The sequence below is a fragment of the Desulfuribacillus stibiiarsenatis genome (assembly GCF_001742305.1).
GTDB classification, from domain to species: Bacteria; Bacillota; Bacilli; order Desulfuribacillales; family Desulfuribacillaceae; genus Desulfuribacillus_A; species Desulfuribacillus_A stibiiarsenatis.
Genome location: NZ_MJAT01000040.1, coordinates 69,311 through 87,813 on the forward strand (window position 1 = coordinate 69,311; position 18,503 = coordinate 87,813).

13 protein-coding genes are annotated in these 18,503 nt (G+C 39.8%); all 13 read left to right on the top strand.

Going from position 1 to position 18,503, the window contains the following annotated elements; all coding sequences use genetic code 11:
- Positions 1–10: 10 nt before the first annotated feature.
- The 13 genes from hemB (at position 11) to BHU72_RS15040 (ending at position 18,502) form a co-directional block, all read left to right on the top strand.
- A complete protein-coding gene (gene hemB / locus BHU72_RS14980) occupies positions 11–982 on the top strand; it encodes a porphobilinogen synthase (protein ID WP_069703437.1) in 972 nt (323 codons plus the stop codon).
- 18 nt (positions 983–1,000) lie between these two features.
- The gene (ahbA, locus tag BHU72_RS14985) at positions 1,001–2,041 is read left to right on the top strand and encodes a siroheme decarboxylase subunit alpha (RefSeq protein WP_069703438.1); all 1,041 of its coding nucleotides are present in this window, start codon (positions 1,001–1,003) and stop codon (positions 2,039–2,041) included.
- Positions 2,042–3,331: a glutamate-1-semialdehyde 2,1-aminomutase gene (gene hemL, locus BHU72_RS14990; RefSeq protein ID WP_069703439.1), complete on the top strand. Its 1,290-nt coding sequence runs from the start codon at positions 2,042–2,044 to the stop codon at positions 3,329–3,331.
- A 164-nt stretch (positions 3,332–3,495) separates the two neighbouring features.
- Positions 3,496–4,941 carry a LysM peptidoglycan-binding domain-containing protein gene (locus BHU72_RS14995; protein ID WP_069703440.1) on the top strand — a complete coding sequence of 482 codons (1,446 nt, stop codon included), beginning with the start codon at positions 3,496–3,498 and terminating at the stop codon, positions 4,939–4,941.
- A 189-nt stretch (positions 4,942–5,130) separates the two neighbouring features.
- Positions 5,131–7,788, top strand: a complete 2,658-nt coding sequence (locus BHU72_RS15000; protein ID WP_069703441.1) for a valine--tRNA ligase — start codon at positions 5,131–5,133, stop codon at positions 7,786–7,788.
- Positions 7,789–7,801: 13 nt separating this feature from the next.
- Positions 7,802–9,118, top strand: a complete 1,317-nt coding sequence (locus BHU72_RS15005) for a bifunctional folylpolyglutamate synthase/dihydrofolate synthase (RefSeq protein ID WP_069703442.1) — start codon at positions 7,802–7,804, stop codon at positions 9,116–9,118.
- Between the two features lie 14 nt (positions 9,119–9,132).
- Positions 9,133–10,527: a UDP-N-acetylmuramate--L-alanine ligase gene (gene murC, locus BHU72_RS15010; protein ID WP_069703489.1), complete on the top strand. Its 1,395-nt coding sequence runs from the start codon at positions 9,133–9,135 to the stop codon at positions 10,525–10,527.
- 110 nt (positions 10,528–10,637) lie between these two features.
- Positions 10,638–11,546, top strand: a complete 909-nt coding sequence (locus BHU72_RS15015) for a chemotaxis protein (RefSeq protein ID WP_069703443.1) — start codon at positions 10,638–10,640, stop codon at positions 11,544–11,546.
- Positions 11,547–11,771: 225 nt separating this feature from the next.
- Positions 11,772–12,926: a hypothetical protein gene (locus BHU72_RS15670; protein ID WP_069703444.1), complete on the top strand. Its 1,155-nt coding sequence runs from the start codon at positions 11,772–11,774 to the stop codon at positions 12,924–12,926.
- A gap of 34 nt (positions 12,927–12,960) precedes the next feature.
- Positions 12,961–13,929 carry a PRC-barrel domain-containing protein gene (locus BHU72_RS15025; protein ID WP_069703445.1) on the top strand — a complete coding sequence of 323 codons (969 nt, stop codon included), beginning with the start codon at positions 12,961–12,963 and terminating at the stop codon, positions 13,927–13,929.
- A gap of 21 nt (positions 13,930–13,950) precedes the next feature.
- Positions 13,951–15,360, top strand: a complete 1,410-nt coding sequence (locus BHU72_RS15030) for a VanW family protein (RefSeq protein WP_069703446.1) — start codon at positions 13,951–13,953, stop codon at positions 15,358–15,360.
- Between the two features lie 321 nt (positions 15,361–15,681).
- A complete protein-coding gene (locus tag BHU72_RS15035) occupies positions 15,682–17,394 on the top strand; it encodes a GspE/PulE family protein (RefSeq protein ID WP_069703447.1) in 1,713 nt (570 codons plus the stop codon).
- 19 nt (positions 17,395–17,413) lie between these two features.
- Positions 17,414–18,502 (top strand): type IV pilus twitching motility protein PilT, encoded by a 1,089-nt coding sequence (locus BHU72_RS15040; protein ID WP_069703448.1) that lies wholly within the window; start codon positions 17,414–17,416, stop codon positions 18,500–18,502.
- Position 18,503: the final 1 nt, after the last annotated feature.

The following is an 18,503-nucleotide window of genomic DNA, read 5'->3' on the forward strand; positions in this document are numbered from 1 at the left end:
GAGGATTACTATGGAGCCATTTCAAAGACATAGAAGATTGCGTAATACTGCAAATTTACGTAGTCTAGTAAGAGAAACGATTGTAACAGTAGATGATTTGATGTATCCGATCTTTCTAGTGCATGGTGAGAAGCAGAAGAATGAAGTGCCTTCTATGCCAGGAGTATTCCATCTATCGATTGATATGCTGGAACAGGAAATACAAGAGTTAGAGAGCTTAGCGATTAAATCTGTCATCCTATTTGGTTTGCCAAAGACGAAGGATGAATTAAGCTCTGAGGCGTATGCGGAAGATGGTATTGTACAACAAGGGATACGCAAGTTTAAGGAACTATCACCTGAAATTGTTGTTGCTACAGATGTGTGTTTATGCCAGTATAATCCTCTAGGACATTGCGGAATTGTAGAGAATAGTTATGTTACCAATGATAAGACATTAGAGCTTTTAGCGAAGGTAGCTGTTTCTCATGCGAAGGCTGGCGCTGACATTGTGGCTCCGTCTGATATGATGGACGGCCGCATTTACGCTCTACGTCAAGCATTGAACGAGAATGGTTTTGAAAATACACCAATTATGTCTTATGCAGTGAAATATGCTTCCGCATTCTATGGTCCATTCCGTGATGCTGCAGATTCTAAGCCGCAATTTGGCGATCGCAAGACATACCAAATGGATCCGGCGAATCTTCGTGAAGCGCTTCGTGAAGCGGCAAGTGACGTAGCAGAGGGCGCAGATTTCTTAATGGTAAAGCCAGCACTTGCGTACTTAGATATTATCCGTGAGTTAAAGATGAACTTTGATTTGCCGATTGCTGCCTATAACGTTAGCGGCGAGTATTCGATGATTAAAGCTGCTGCGCAAAATGGATGGATTGATGAACAAGCAGTAGTGCTAGAAATGCTATTAGGTATGAAACGTGCTGGGTCAGATATTATTTTAACGTATTTTGCAAAAGACGTAGCGAGATGGTTAAAAGGTTAGTACATTAGGAGTGAAACGATGGATTTACAATTAGATCAGACAAATAAAAAGCTATTAAATCTGTTACAATCACATTTTCCATTAGTAGAGCAACCTTTTCAGGAACTTGCAAATCTACTTGAAATTCAAGAACAAGAGGTTATGGAACGCATTGAGCAACTAAAGAAGGATAAAGTGATACGTCAGATTTCTGCTATTTTTGATACGAAGAGCTTAGGATATCAGTCTAGCTTAGTGGCAGCTAAGGTAAAGCCTGACCATTTAGAGAAAGCTGCGGAGATTATTAACCAACATCCAGGGGTAAGTCATAACTATGAGCGTGCCCATGAGTTCAATTTATGGTTCACGATTGCTATCCCTCCCAATAGCAATATTGGTTTAGAGCAATCGGTAGAGCTATTAGGAGAGCTAGCCGGGGTTGATTCGATTCGCTTGTTACCGACGTTAAAGCTGTTCAAAATCGGTGTCAAGCTGGACCTTGAGAGTGATGGCGGAACGAGCATGAGTGATGAGCCAGTATACAACCATCAATCAGCTCCGCAGAACTATCAGTTATCCGATTTAGAGATTCAACTGGTTCGAGAATTACAAGAAAACTTACACGTCACTACTCGACCATTTGATGCAATAGCTGACCGTTTAGGAATATCAGTAGCGGATATAGTCGGGCATTTACAGAACTTTAAAGCTACTGGCCTGATGAGAAGATTCGCGGCGGTATTACACCATCGCACAGCTGGCTTCCAAGTGAACACTATGGGAGTTTGGGCTGCACCAGAAGATCGCATTGATGAGGTTGGCGAAACACTTGCGAAGTTTTCTTCTGTAAGCCACTGCTATCGAAGACCGAGCTATCCAGATTGGCCATTTAATGTGTTTACAATGATTCATGGTCGTGACAAAGAAGATTGTGAGAACATACTAACTGAAATGGCAGCACAAGTGCATATTGATAAGCGTGACGCTTTATATTCAGTGCGCGAATTCAAAAAAATTCGTGTAAAATACTTCACGCCTGAAATTGAAGCATGGGAAGAAGTGCATAGGAGGGTTAAGTAAATGAATCGTCCAAATTCAGCGAAAGCTTTTGAAGAAGCAAAAAAAGTGATTCCAGGTGGGGTTAATAGCCCTGTACGTGCGTTCCGTGCGATTGGAACTCATCCAGTGTTTGTAAAAGAAGGCCATGGTTCGAAGTTTACAGATATTGATGGCAAGCAGTACATTGACTATGTAGGTTCTTGGGGTCCACTGATTCATGGTCATGCCCACCCGGAAGTAATTGATGCAATCCGTGACTATGCAGGTAGAGGTACTAGTTATGGGGCACCAACAGAGCTTGAGACAGAAATGGCAAAAATGGTAATAGACATTTTACCTTCTGTGGAAATGGTACGATTTGTGAGCTCAGGAACTGAAGCGACAATGAGTGCACTTCGTCTTGCTCGTGGGTATACAAAGCGCAATAAAATTCTGAAGTTTGAAGGCTGCTTCCATGGGCATGCAGACAGCTTATTAATTAAAGCAGGGTCGGGTGTTGCTACACTCGGATTACCAGATAGTCCTGGAGTGCCTGAGAGTATTGCTGCACACACGTTGACTGTACCTTACAACGATCAAGAGAGCTTACAGCTTGCTTTTGAGAAGTTTGGCGAAGATATTGCTGCTGTAATTCTAGAGCCAGTGGCAGGCAACATGGGACTAGTTACACCAAAGCCTGGATATTTAGAATTTATCCGCAAAATCACGAAGGAATATGGCGCGCTACTTATATTTGATGAAGTAATGAGCGGATTCCGTGTTCATTACCGTGGTGCACAGGCGTTATATAATATCGACCCAGATTTAACTTGCTTAGGGAAAGTAATTGGTGGTGGCCTTCCAGTAGGAGCGTATGCTGGAAAACGTGAAATCATGGAGAACATAGCACCTGCTGGTTCTATCTATCAAGCGGGGACGTTATCAGGAAATCCATTGGCGATGATTGCTGGTTATACGACATTAAAGTTATTAGGCCAACCAGGCGTCTTCGAAGAATTAGAAAGACAAACAATTAAACTAGCGAATGGTATCAAGAAAAATGCAGAAGATCTAGGTATTCCACATTATTCGAACCAAGTCGGCTCGATGTTCTGCTTATACTTCAATGAGCATGAGGTAACGGATTATCAAATGGCAACGAAGTCAGATACGGCTCGTTTTGCAGAATATTATCGATATTTATTAGAAGAAGGCGTGTATATAGCACCTTCTCAGTATGAATCATGCTTTATGTCGACAGTACATACAGACGAAGATATCGCGAAGACGATTGAAGCAACATATAACGCGATGAAAAAGACCATCAAATAGCTTATTAAATAGACCATCATATAGAAATCAACACAACTGAAGAATCGAAAAATGTCCTTTAAAATACCGCCGAAAAAAATCGGCGGTATTTTTACTGCTTTTCCTTCATATACTTTAGCGATTGTTATAAGTATATTTTTTTATATTTCGGAGGTGTGGCAGGAATGAGTTTGAATGTTTTTGAGATTCAATTTAGAGATGAAATGGAAGTTATCGGTTTAGGTGTAGATTCAATTACTGAAATAGATTTAATTCCAAAAGTTGAGATCAGAGAAACAGATAACATGTATTCTTTGACAGGAATGATCTTACTAAAAGGAAAATATAAGCCAAAGAAAAAAGCTACAGAAACCGATATCCAACAAGGGCTAAGTCAGCCTTGGGTTCCACAGGCTGAACCAGAGTTACAGAAGTTAGAAAAGACCTTCCCAATACGAGTGATGATTCCGGCGGATCGTGTAGAAGTAGAAGATGACATTAATATCTATTTGAATGATCTGACGTATGAGATGAGAAGTGAGAACTTATTAAGCGTCAGTTGCATCATTGTTCTGGAAGGGATTACACCAGAACCAAAGCCTTCTTCCCAAGTGAATGTAGTAGAAGACGCGTTTGGTCAAGAGTCGTTGAATCACAGTGGATCAGAAGAAGCTGCGACAGTAGCAAGTGATCCATATAATTACCAGAGTCCTTGGTCGCAAGACTACACAACACCCGGCTATGCAACTCAAAGTCAAATGTATCCTTGGCTTGAAGATAATAGCCCAAATAATCCGTTCGATCCGTATCAAGCGGAAACGACGTCAGCCAATCCTTATGAGCAATATCAATATCAGTTTAATGATCAAGAAATGCAAAACTATATGCAAGATATGATGAAAGAATTCAAACAGTACCCACAAGCAGCGCAAGGCGCGAATTTTGACCAAGATTACTATAGAGAGCAACAAAGGATTCAGCAAGAACAAGAGTGGCTAGCGCAACAGCAGCATTTACAAGCGTTAGAGGAAGCAAGGGAGACTCAAGCAGCTCTGCTTGCACAAAAGGTGCAACAACAATCACCAGTCGCAGATTGGTCAGCGGCGCAAGCACTTCAACAACCAGAACCTACACAACAACCAGATCCAGAACCACAAGTTCAACCCGTGCAAACGCAGCCTATACAACAACCACAACCTGTGCAAGAACAACAAGCCGTTGAAGAAGTAGAAGAAAGTTTTGAAGCGGAACAAGAGCAACAATTGGAAACGATTGAAAGAACAGAGGAGCAAGTCCGAACGGAACCTGACATTGGTGATATGCCTGTTAGAATCAAATTGAATTTCACAGATTCTACTAAAAAAGAAGCACAGACGAAGGAAGCAGTAAAAGAGCAAACGGAACAGAAGGAACAGACAGATGCAAGTGAGAAGCAGAGCTGGTGGAAAACATGGCACAACACCGAAGAGCGCTTTACGCCAATTCGCTACTATATCATGAAAGAGAACGATGATATTAATAGCATCGTAGAACAATATAATATCAGTCGATTAGAGTTAATTAGTGCCAATAAAAATTTAGAAGATGGCCAGTGGCGCAAAGGTACACGCATCCGTATACCAGTAAAATAATAGAATCATTTACTACCAGCAAAATAATACTATTACTAACTACCAGTTGCTTGCTGGTAGTTTTTCTTTCTAGGTTGATTTTTTAGGTAATAATGTTTAAACTACTAATAGAATGTGAAACCTAGTACTCCTCGTCCTTTAGGCGCTCGGGAGTTTTTTTCATACATCTCGTATATCGGAGGTTTTTTTATGCAAGAGAATTTATATTCACAGATTCCAACGAAGTATAACCCAAAGGAAATTGAAGAAAAGACATATCAGTTCTGGCTTGATGGTAAATATTTTGAAGCGAACAACGAGTCGGACAAGGAACCATTTACGATTGTTATACCGCCGCCAAATGTCACAGCGAATTTACATATTGGACATGCCCTTAACAATACATTACAAGACATCCTTATCCGATGGAAGCGTATGCAAGGGTATGATGCATTATGGTTACCTGGAACAGACCATGCGGGTATTGCTACACAAAATCGTGTAGAAAATATGCTTTCACAAGAAGGGAAATCTCGTTACGATGTAGGACGCGAAGCATTTTTAGAGAAGACTTGGGAATGGAAGAATAAGTATGGCGATATTATCATTAACCAGTTAAAGAAAATGGGTTGCTCCTGCGATTGGTCAAGAGAGCGCTTCACGATGGATGAAGGTTGCTCGAAGGCAGTCCGTGAAGTATTCGTTAGACTGTATGAAAAGGGTCTGTTATATCGAGGGAACTATATAGTTAACTGGTGCCCACGTTGTGAGACAACTCTATCAGATATTGAAGTAGAGCATGAAGATAAGCAAGGTTCATTAACACATATACGCTATCCAGTAGAAGATGGAAGTGGATTCATAACTGTTGCTACAACGCGCCCTGAAACGATGTTAGGTGACGTTGCTGTTGCTGTGCATCCAGAAGATGACAGGTATAAACACTTGATTGGCAAGAATTTAATTCTACCGTTAGTAGATCGCAAAATTCCAGTCATTGCAGATGAATATGTAGACAAGGAATTTGGTTCTGGTGCTGTGAAGATTACCCCTGCCCATGATCCGAATGACTTCGAAATTGGAGTGCGTCATAAGCTAACTCCAATTACTGTTATGGACGAGCAAGGTAAAATGAATCACCATGCAGGGAAATTCTCTGGCCTAGACCGCTATGATGCTCGTAAACAAGTGATAGCAGAACTAAAGAGTCTAGATTTATTAGATAAGGTAGAAGATCATAACCATGCGGTTGGTCATTGCTATCGTTGCAGTACAGTGATTGAGCCATATCTATCGGATCAATGGTTCGTGAAGATGCAACCATTGGCAGAGCCAGCAATCGATGTCGTGAAGAACGGAGACGTTCGCTTTGTTCCAGAGCGTTTCACTAAGATATATTTACACTGGATGGAGAATACACGTGACTGGTGCGTGTCAAGACAGCTATGGTGGGGACATCGTATCCCAGCTTGGTACTGCCAAGACTGTGGCGAAGTGATTGTCTCAAAAGAAACGCCTACAACATGTCCGAAATGTAGTAGCTTTAAGTTGAATCAAGATGAAGATGTTCTTGATACATGGTTTAGCTCTGCATTATGGCCGTTTTCAACATTAGGCTGGCCAGATCAAACGGAAGACCTGAAAAAGTATTACCCAACGGATGTGTTAATCACTGGATATGACATTATTTACTTCTGGGTAGCCCGTATGATCTTTAGTGGACTAGAATTTATGGAGCAAAAGCCATTCTCTGATGTAGTGATCACTGGGCTAGTCCGTGATGCGGAAGGGCGTAAAATGTCCAAGTCCTTAGGGAACGGTGTTGACCCATTAGAAGTCATTGAGAATTATGGTGCGGATGCGATGCGCTTTATGCTAGCAACAGGCACAGCTCCTGGAAATGACCAAAGATTCCACTGGGATAAAGTAGAAAGTGCTAGAAACTTTGCGAATAAGATGTGGAATGCATCAAGATTCGTGATGATGAATCTAGGTGATTTAACATATGAGCAAGTTTCATTAGAGGGCCCATTAAGCACGTCCGACCAATGGATTTTACACAGATTGAACGAGACGGTTGAAGACTTCAATCGACTTCTTGGAAAATATGAGTTTGGCGAAGCAGGTCGTGTTCTTTATGATTTCATTTGGAGCGACTACTGCGATTGGTATATTGAACTTGCAAAGTTGACGTTAAACGGTGAAGATGTAGCTGCAAAGCATACGACAAAATCCGTATTATGCTACGTGCTAGATCAAATCTTAAAACTATTACATCCATATATGCCTTATATTACTGAGGAAATATGGCAACATATTCCGCACCAAGGAAAAGCGCTAGTGGTAGCACCTTTCCCAGAATTTAAGCAGGAGTTAGTGTTTAAGCAAGGAGCGGAAGAAATGGCGATTCTTATGGATACGATTCGCAATGTGCGCAATATTCGTGCGGAGATGAATGTACCATTTAGTCGCAAAATCACGTTATTATTAAAGCCAAATAGTGCAAGCTACCTGCAGGTATTTGAAACTGGTAAAGGATACATTCAGGGACTATGCAATACGGAGTCGCTTACCATCCGTCAGGATATTGAAGTACCAGAAAAAGCAATGACTGCTGTTACTTCTGGTGGACAGGTGTTCATACCTTTAGAAGGGCTCATTGACACGTCTAAGGAAATAGCTCGATTAGAGAAAGAAATGGAAAAACTACAGTTCGAAGTCGATCGCTTACAAAAGAAATTAGGCAATGAACAGTTCGTTGCAAAAGCTCCGGCACATGTTTTGGAACAAGAGAAGGAAAAGGAACAAGACTACAAAATGAAGCTGCAAACCGTTGAGGAACGTATTGCAGAGTTAAAAAAACAGTAAGGTAGGTAGATGCATGTTTCAAACACAGCAGGATGTCATCCAATGGGTACAATCATTCCAACGTTTTGGAATTAAGCCCGGTTTGTCGAGAGTCGAGTGGATGCTTGAGCAATTAGGGAATCCGGAGAAATCCTTGCAGATTATACATGTTGCTGGCACAAACGGAAAAGGATCGACATGCAAATTTCTTGCCTGTGCTTTACGTGCGAATGGATATAAGGTAGGGCTTTTTACTTCGCCCTACCTTGATGCCTTTAATAATCGAATTGCTATTAATAATCAAGATATAAATGACGCGATGCTATGTGAAGTTGCGGAACAAGTCAAAACAGCAATCACAACTCTACCTGTGGATGCTCTAGGGGAAGTCACTGAGTTTGAGATTATTACCGTACTCGCGTTTTTATATTACGCGATTGAGAAGGTGGATTACGTTGTATTAGAAGTCGGCCTTGGTGGACGGTTTGATGCGACAAATGTAATCATCCCACTTATTTCAGTTATCACCAATATCGGATTTGACCATATAAATATATTAGGTTCGAGCCTAGGGGAAATCGCGACAGAAAAAGCAGGTATTATCAAACGAGAGGTTCCGGTTGTGAGCGGTGTACAGCAACTGGAGGCTCAACATGTCATTTTTGATATTAGTAATGAAAAAAAATCGAAAATATACGAATTAGGTAAAGATTTCTATAATAAAATAGTTAAGATAGATTTAAAGGAGTTAGAAATCTCCTTCACAATGGACGGACGAGAATTTCTTGGATTACACGCTTGGAAGACAAAGCTAGTAGGTGCTTATCAGGCGAATAATCTCTCGTTAGCCCTAGCTACTTTGCAAATTCTTTATGAATCTCACGGAGTCAGATTAAGTCCAGAAAAAACAGCCAAGGGCATTTTAGAAGCTACATGGCCGGGTCGTTTCGAGGTCATACAAACAAATCCAATTGTTGTTATTGATGGGGCCCATAACCCAGAAGGTTTTCAAGCCCTAGCTCAGTCGCTGCAACAACAATTTGGTAATCGCAAGTACATTTGGTGTATTGGAATTCTAGCAGATAAAGAAGTAGATGCTATGATTGGAACTATTATACCGTTAGCGAAAGAGATTATCGTAACAGAACCAGACAATGATAGAGCAGCTAAGGTGGAGTGGCTTGAGGGAAAATTGAAAGAGCATGGCGATATCAAGACTATTTCTCAACCCAATATCATGCAAGCGATTCAATTAACTCTCAGTAGGGCACAGGAAAACGATATAATATGTATAGCAGGATCGTTATATATGGTCTCGGAAGCACGGCAGTGGTGGACGAAAAAAGTGTAGAGGTTGGTGAAAGAGTGAACAACTCTCAAAGGTTTCATTTCGTTGGAATTGGTGGCTATGGCATGAGTGCGATTGCGCGGGTAATGCTAGATTTGGGTTTCATAGTCACAGGTTCTGATGTAACACGAAAAGATTTAACAATCAATTTAGAAGAAAGAGGCGCTACCGTATATATTGGACATAGTCCGGATCATGTATTGGGAGCTGATTTTGTCGTATATTCAACTGATATACCGAAAGATAACGTAGAACTAAACGCTGCGTTAGAACACAAGATTCCTCTGATTCATCGTTCAGAAATGCTTGCGAGAATCCTCAATGAAAAAATAGGAATTACTGTTGCAGGTGCACATGGAAAGACTACAACAAGCTCCATGATCGCTTATATTATGGAAAGTGGTGGCGCAGACCCGACCTTTGTCATTGGTGGAGAAGTCATGGGTTTAGGCAGCAATGCAAAAGCTGGCTCTAGTGATTTTGTGATAGCGGAAGCTGATGAAAGTGATGGTAGTTTCTTGAACTACTATTCGCAGATTGCAGTCATTACGAACATTGAACCTGACCATCTTGAGAATTATGATGGGAAGTTTGAGAATTTAAAAGCGGCTTACCGTAAATATATGAATCATATTAAACCTGGTGGTTGTGCAATCGTCTGCTACGAGGACACGTATCTTAAGGAAATGATTCCAGACATTAAGACGGAAGTGATTACCTATGGATATAGTGATGAAGCAGATTACTCAATCAAAAATATTATGCAAGAAGGTCGACATATTTCATTTGACTTGTATAGTAAAAATAAATGTATTGATAGTTTTGTGCTGAAAGTACCGGGAAAGCATAATGTGTTAAACGCAGTGGCATCAATCATTGCATGCTTAAAGGCGGGCATGTCGTTACAAGCAATTAAAGTGCAATTAGAGCGCTTTATTGGTGCAAAGCGAAGATTTACTGTGATGGGAGAGTCTAATAATATTACGATTGTTGACGATTATGCTCACCATCCAACGGAAATACAGGCGACACTTGCTGCAGCTAAAGCGAGTGGTAAGCACGTAGTAGCAATCTTCCAACCACAGCGATATACGCGCACTTTTTTCTTGTTCGATGACTTTAGCAAAGCATTTTCTGACGCCGATGAAGTCTATGTACTTGATATCTATTCACCTGCAGGAGAGAAAAAGATTGAAGGTGTGAGTGCTGAAAAGCTAGTTTCAATGATTCGTAAGAACAGTCATGGGAATGCGCAATTCGTACCAACGAAGGAAGAAGTCATAGAGAAAATGAAGAATCAAATGAAGCCTGGGGATTTAGTACTAACCATGGGTGCAGGCGATATCTGGAAAGCATCCGTAGAGCTTGCAAATTATGTTGCAGAAGAATTTGTAGTCAAAGAAAAGAATTAAGTACTGTACAAACGCAAAAAAACGTTTAGAATTATTCTTAAGGCAAAAGGATTTCCACTATAGACGGCGAATCTGTATATAGAAGGATATGGGAAAGGGCGATTGAGGATATGAATCATCAAAAAGGGATTTTATTAGAGAGCGGGACCAATGAATTAGAAATCGTAGAATTTGGTATCGGCAGTGGTTGCTTTGGTATCAATGTTATGAAAGTGCGGGAAATCGTCACTCCTCAAAAGATTACTAAGCTTCCAAATAGTCATCCCAATGCAGAAGGCGTAATACATTTACGTGGAGAAGTCATTCCACTTGTTGATTTAGCTAAGGCAATGAACTTATCTGCGTCCGAACGTCCTCAAGAAGATCGTATCATTATTGCCGAGTTTAATATGATTAAAGTTGCGTTCCACGTTCATACTGTGAATCGTATTCACCGTATTTCATGGGAGCAAATTGAAAAGCCTTCAGAATTCGCTGATGCTGATAAGAGTACAACAACAGGTATTATTAAAATGGGTGAACGCTTAATTATCTTATTAGATTTTGAGAAAATTATCGTAGAAATGAGCCCGAAAACTGGAATCACTGTGGATCAGGTAAAAGAACTTGGGCCACGTGTTCGTTCTAACAAAAATATTTTAATTGCAGAAGATTCTACTATGCTTCGTCAATTGTTACGCGATACATTAGGAGAAGCAGGCTTCCAAAACCTATATTTCTATAATGACGGAAGATTAGCGTGGGAGTATTTAGAAGACCTAGCGAATAAATATGGCGATAAGCTAACAGATCACATTCAGTTAGTCATTACAGATATAGAAATGCCTAAGATGGATGGGCATCATTTTACTAGAAGAGTGAAAGAACACAATCAATTAAAGAAACTACCAGTCATCATCTTCTCTTCTCTGATTACTGACACACTCAGACATAAAGGCGAAGTCGTAGGTGCTGATGCACAAATCAGCAAGCCTGAGATTACCGACTTAGTCCGCACAATCGATAGACTTATATTATAGTATGCCTACCAAATAGGAGCATAGATTTCAATGATTTAATGGTTTAGGAATGTTAAATTGTAGAAATACTAGAAAGAGCCATATTGGCTCTTTTTCGATTTTAGTGATGTTGGCATCGGTTACTATTTAACATCACTGGAAAAGAAGGAAATATAAAAATCTTGTCGAATAACAGTACTAGTGATGATTGTTTTTAGCTTTTTACATCAAGATAGGGGGGAGTAAATGGAATACTACTACGCACTTTATATATCCATAGTAATCATTTCATACCTTCTTTTAAGTAAGAAAGTGCAAATTTTGAATGAATCGATTGGGAAGATATCTTATTGGAGTGCAGCTCTAATAGGGTTAATGTCTCCCTTTTTATTTGAGGCTTCTGATATCGTAGTAGCGTCTTCTATTTACATAGGGATTGCATTGATAGCGGCTATTATTTTAAGCAATTATAGCACTAGAGTGGGACAAGCTAATAAGGACGAAGTAGTGGAACTCAGTTCTGAGGAAATCGAGCAAATTTTGGAATCCCAACAGCAAGAGATACAAATGCAAGAGGAGATTGTTCATCAGTCTTTACAGGAAGTAAAAGAAGTAATAACAGAAGAAGTACAAGAAGTACAAGAAGTAGCAGTAGTGAAAACGCAAGAAGAGCAAGAAAAAGAAGAAGTACAAGAAAAAGAAGAAGTACAAGAAATACAAGAAATACAAGAAATACAGGAAAAAGAAGAAGTACTAGAAATAGAAGAAAAAGTTGAAATAGAAATAGAAATAGAAGTAGAAGTAGAAGAAACACAAGAATTAGTAGAAGTAGAAGAAATTATCCCAATTAGAAAACCTAAGATTACACCGATACTATCCAAAGTAGAAGATCGTGTTATATTGGAAGACACAGGCATGCCAATTATACCATATATACCTGATGTACCAGTGATGTCAGAAATCCCAACAGTTGCTGCTTCTAATGATGAGACAAGCTCTAAACAATCAGAACCGTCATTTAATGTCATTGATGAGTTTAATGAACTAATTCGATTAAAATCCCTACGCAAATACCAAGCGGCGATAGAAATCGGTACGAAGATTGAAAAGTCTGAGTCAATACCAGATATTATGCGCCACATGGCAACTTCGGAGCTTGCTGACTTATATTTAGAATTAGGAGACTATGCAACAGCCATTCATTACTTACAATCGATGTACAAGATTCCATCTCTTTCGAAGGAACTCGTATTAGATGTAAAATATAGAATTGAACACATCCATATTGTGAAAACATTACTCGAAAAGAATAAGAAGCCTGAAATGTCATGGTCTTCTGTACCAAGAATGATTCAGCGTCAAGCGGAAGAAGAGTTAGCATTACTGAAAGCAGATAAATAAGAACTTATCTATTAATTTTAAAGGAGCGGTTTGAATGAAGAAAAGTACAGAAATTAAAGGTTTACCTATTTTTAGCATAATGGATGGTAAAGAAGCTGGTGGCGTTAGAAGTTTACTGATTAATGCAGATCAAGGTATGGTGGAATATCTAATAGTTGAAACACTTAGTTTAGATTTTGGTATCAAAGCGATTCCTTTTGAGAAAATAGAAGGTATAGGAAGTTATGCTGTCACGATTGAAAGCGATGCTTCGATTATTGAATTAGCAGATACGCCAACTTCTCATGACATGCTAAAAAAGAACATTCAAATCATTAACAATAAAGTGATGACGAAAAAAGGATCTTTACTAGGAAATGTTAGTGAATTCTACATTGATGAGTTCTCAGGAAAAATTCTAGGTTGTGTTTTAACAAACAATCAAGAATTAGAAGGAAAAGTAATTTTAGAGAAAAATATTCTTACATATGGTAAAGAAGTAGTGGTAGTAGTAGAAGACATCATAGATCAACTTGTATCATTTGAAGATTTCGCGCAAGCGGAGCCTGCTCTTGTAGAAAAAAAAAATGAAACTTTAGCTCCTAAGGCAGTTGTTGTCGAGAAACCAGCTGCTGTTGAAGTAGTGAAACCAGCGGTTGAAGTGGTAGTGCCTGTGGTAGAAGTGAATACACCTGTTGTAGAAGAACAAGAACCTGTAGTGGAAGAAACGATTACTGAACCAGTGGTGGAAGAAGCACCGGCTGTTGAAGCTGTAGAAGAAAAAGTTGCTCCATCTGAAGTCTATGAGGAAACACTTGTAGTAGATACAACGGATGTTGCGAAACAATTCGAAGATCGCCAGGCATTATTTCTAAAAGGTAAGAAAGTTACTCGTGATTTCATTGGTGATAATGGAGCGGTGATTGTTCCTACAGGTACGATTCTTACAGAAGAACAAGTATTACAAGTAAAAGCAATGGGACGTAACAAGCTTCTGGAATTAAGCATGATTGTAACGGATTAATTGTTTTCAAGGGGGTAGACGATGGACTCAAAATCGCGCTTCGGACATGGCGTGAGAATATTTGCGGTTTTCTTGATTCCGCTATTAGTTCTTAGTAATATATCGTTGTTAGTGGCAGATCAAGTAAGTGCAAATGATAAGCAAAGCCATATTATGAAAAACGGATTTTCCATTGCGGGCGTACCTCTCGAAAATATGACCCAAGAGGAAGCTGTCGAGGCTTTACATGAAGTTGTAAGCAAGATTGAAGATCAGGATATTATCATTGTTGTAGAAGATAGAGAATGGATTGTCCCAATTAGAGACATCAATGTTCTATATGATGTCGAGTCGACAGTTAGAGAAACCTTTAGCTTAACTAGAGATACTCGAAGACAAAACGTACCATTGATTTTTCAATATAACCGAAATGCTATGCTTGAAATTTTACAAGGCATAGCGAATGAGATGAATACCCCAGTAGTAAATGCAAGAATTGTGAAAAAGGGTAGTAAATTTGAAAAGCTTCCAGAACAAATTGGACGTAAAATCAATATTGATAACTCTCTTTTAACAATCCAATCAGCTCTTGGCAATGGCCTTCAATCCAACACGATTATGTTAGACTTAGTTGAAGTTATGCCAAAGGTTGTATCGAACGATATCCGAGATATAGACAAGCATTTTGCTAGTTATTCTACTTTCGTCGAGACGAAAGATGTGAAACGAATTCATAATATCCAACGTGCAATTGAACAGATCGATGCTGTAGTTGTAAAACCGAATGAAATACTTTCTTTTAATGATCATGCGGGGCCTTATACGGAAGCTAATCGATATGTAGTTGCTCCCGTTTTCGTAGAAGAAGTATTATCAGAAGGAATTGGTGGTGGAGTCTGCCAAGTGTCGTCTACTTTGTACGTGGCAGGGCTTAAAGCAGGTATGCAAGTGTTGGAGCACAAAAGTCACACGAGACCGGTGCAATATGTGCCATTAGGCTATGATGCAACAATTATAGACGGAAAGTACGACCTGAAAATGACGAATTCTAAACGTAAGAACCTATATGTTGCTTTCACCTATACAGATCAACATGAGTTAATTGTAGATATCTATGGAAATCAAGGGGATTATGTGGAATATGCCTTGGAAACCAGGAATCAACAAGAATTTCTACCAGACCGCGTGTACCACTTAGATACAACGATTGGTCCGTATAGTGAGAAGACTATTTCAGAAGGCGAAAAAGGATATAAGATAGAGTTGTACCGTACTTGGGATCAGCGCAAGCAAGAGGAGCTCATCATGCAATATGAGTATAAGGCTGTACCGCAGGTAATCGGCGTTGGTGAGAAGCATGGTAAGGCAAAGGATACACCAGAAAATAAAAACATTCAGTCGACTAAACCAACGAACACAAACTCGAAGCAAGTAAAGGGTCAATTAGGATAAAAATACCATATTTTTTACTTGAATAGACTTTTTACCTAAAAATTTTCATAGGAAAAAGGAATTATAAATTTTTTGTCGAATAGACTTTAATAGGCACTATTACCGGCCCACATGAATATCATGGAGCCGGTTTTTTAGTATAACAGAATATTTGAAAATTCTGTTATAAGTAGCGGCAACTATGGCATTACCTGCGTCTAAAAGACTTGGTAAATGCCAAGTTTTGTTTATTAATTTTATTTCATAGTATTGAGAGTTTATTCAGAGACTTCGTGTTATTATATAAATAGGTTAGAAATAGTCTAATTTGGAGGAAACATCGTGGCTAAACCCGAGAAAAAACGTTTAGGAGATCTTCTAGTTGAATCCAATTTAATTACTGACATACAGTTGCAAGAAGCGTTACGTGTCCAAAGAGATATGGGTGTACGCTTAGGGCAAGCATTGATTCAATTAGGATTCGTTACACAACAAAGTATCAATGAAGTCTTAGAGTTTCAATTAGGCATACCACAAGTACAGTTGCATAAATTACGTTTAGACCCTAGAGTTGTCAAAATCATATCTGGTGATCTTGCAAGAAGACATAAAGTGGTACCAATTGAACGAACGAGTACTGGACTAAGACTAGCGATGGCCGATCCACTGAATCTTGTCGCGTTTGACGATGTAAAGATGCAAACAAGCCTCGAAGTAGAGCCTGTAATTGCGATGGAAATTGAAATTGATCGAGTCATATCCAGATTCTTCGGTTTGACAGATACTGTTAAACAAGCCTTTGGTGATCAATTTCAGGAGATGCAGAAGCAGGACCAAGGGATTACCGATACAATTGACTTAGACGAATTAGCGAATGCAACAGATGAAGCTCCAATTGCAAAGGCTGTCAATGCGATTATTCAGCAGTCGATTAAGGAGAAAGCATCTGACATTCATATTGAACCTGCGGAACGTCAAGTCCGTGTGCGTTATAGAATTGACGGCATCTTACAAGACATGATGGACTTGCCGAAACAGACGCAAGCGTCATTAGTTTCGAGAATTAAGATTATGGCAGATATGGACATCTCAGAAAAGCGCGTACCACAAGATGGACGTATTCAGATTAAGTCTGGTAATAGTAATATAGATTTGCGTATTTCGACTTTGCCGACAATATTTGGTGAGAAGGTCGTAATCCGTCTATTAGATAAATCAAATGTTTTATATTCAATCCAAGAATTAGGGATGGATTCCGACACGGAAGTCGTGTTCAAGAATTCATTAAAGCAAACCTATGGCGTAATTCTCATAACAGGACCTACTGGTAGTGGTAAGACGACCACCCTTTATGCCGCACTTAATGAAATCAACGATGCGCAGAAGAATATCGTAACTGTCGAGGATCCCGTAGAATACGTATTAGATAGAATTAACCAGGTGCAAGTCAACACTAAAGCGGGTATGACATTTGCTGGAGGGTTACGGTCGATTCTTCGTCAAGACCCTGATATCATCATGGTCGGGGAGATTCGTGATAAGGAGACGGCGGAAATCGCCATCCGATCTGCAACAACGGGGCACTTAGTTTTGAGTACTTTGCATACTAACGATGCTGCTAGTACGATTACAAGATTGTTAGATTTGGAAATTGAACCATTTCTTGTAGCGTCAGCAGTGGTTGGAGTTCTGGCACAACGATTAGTTCGTACAATTTGCCCTGATTGTAAGCGCAGTTTCCAGTTGCCGGAACAAGACCCTTGGAGATTGTTCCTTGGTGCGAGTGATACAGAACCAATTACACTATACAAGGGGAATGGTTGTAGTTTCTGTAATAATACGGGATATAAAGGGCGGACTGCCATCCATGAATTCATGCCAGTAACTAAGGAGATACGTAATTTAGTCGCCCGCAAAGCTTCGGCGGATGTGATAAAAGACGTTGGCCGCAAGGAAGGTATGATTACCCTAAAGGAAGATGGGATTAAAAAGGCATTCGCAGGAAAAACCACTCTTCAAGAAATTGTGCGTGTGTCATATAATGATGAAAAGTAACTAAGAGGAGAGTGTAATTATGCAACTCAATGATATTCTGAAAGTTGCTGTGGAACACGGGGCTTCCGACATTCATTTAACATTCAATGCAACCCCTGTATTTCGCGTCAGTGGTAAATTAACGCCCGCAGGCCATTTTAGCCCAGTGTATAGCAATAAGTTAAGTCATCAAGATATGATTGACCTTATGAAACAAGTTGCAACCCCAGAACAGCAACAGACCCTAGATAAAAAGGGAGAAGTCGACTTCTCATTTTCAATTCCGAATGTTGCTCGCTTTCGTGCGAATATTTTTAAACAACAAAAGCACATTGCAATGGTAATGCGTATCATTCCGACAAAGATTCTCACGATGGAGCAATTGAATTTGCCACCAGTGATGCGTGAATTAGCGGATAAAAGAAGTGGATTAGTTCTAGTCACTGGTCCTACTGGAAGTGGTAAATCTACAACCCTTGCTGCGATGATTGATTATATAAATCAGAAAAAATATGAGCATATTATAACCTTAGAGGATCCACTAGAGTTTATCCATGAACATAAAAACAGTGTCATCAACCAAAGGGAAATCCATCTGGATTCCGAAAGCTTTGCTTCTGCATTACGAGCTGCTATGAGACAAGATCCAGATGTCATCCTAGTCGGAGAAATGCGTGACCTTGAAACCATCAGCATTGCAATTACTGCGGCAGAAACTGGTCACCTAGTGTTTGGAACTCTTCATACTTCTTCGGCAGCGTCCACTGTGGATCGAATTATTGATGTATTCCCACCACATCAACAGCAACAAATTCGTATTCAATTAGCAGCTACCTTACAGGGTGTTGTTGCACAGCTACTACTTCCGAAGAAAGATGGGAATGGCCGCGTAGCAGCTATGGAAATTATGACGGTAACACCAGCAATCCGAAATCTAATTCGCGAAGGGAAGACACACCAAATCCCTTCATCGATACAAACAGGCGGTAAGTTCGGTATGCAAAGCATGGACTTAGCTCTGAAGAGTCTGTTACAACAAGGGTTAATTACTCAAGAAGCAGCAAATAAGCTTTTTGTTGATAAAGATAATACCAGCAATTCATCACCTAATATGGGGAGTCTGTGGTAAA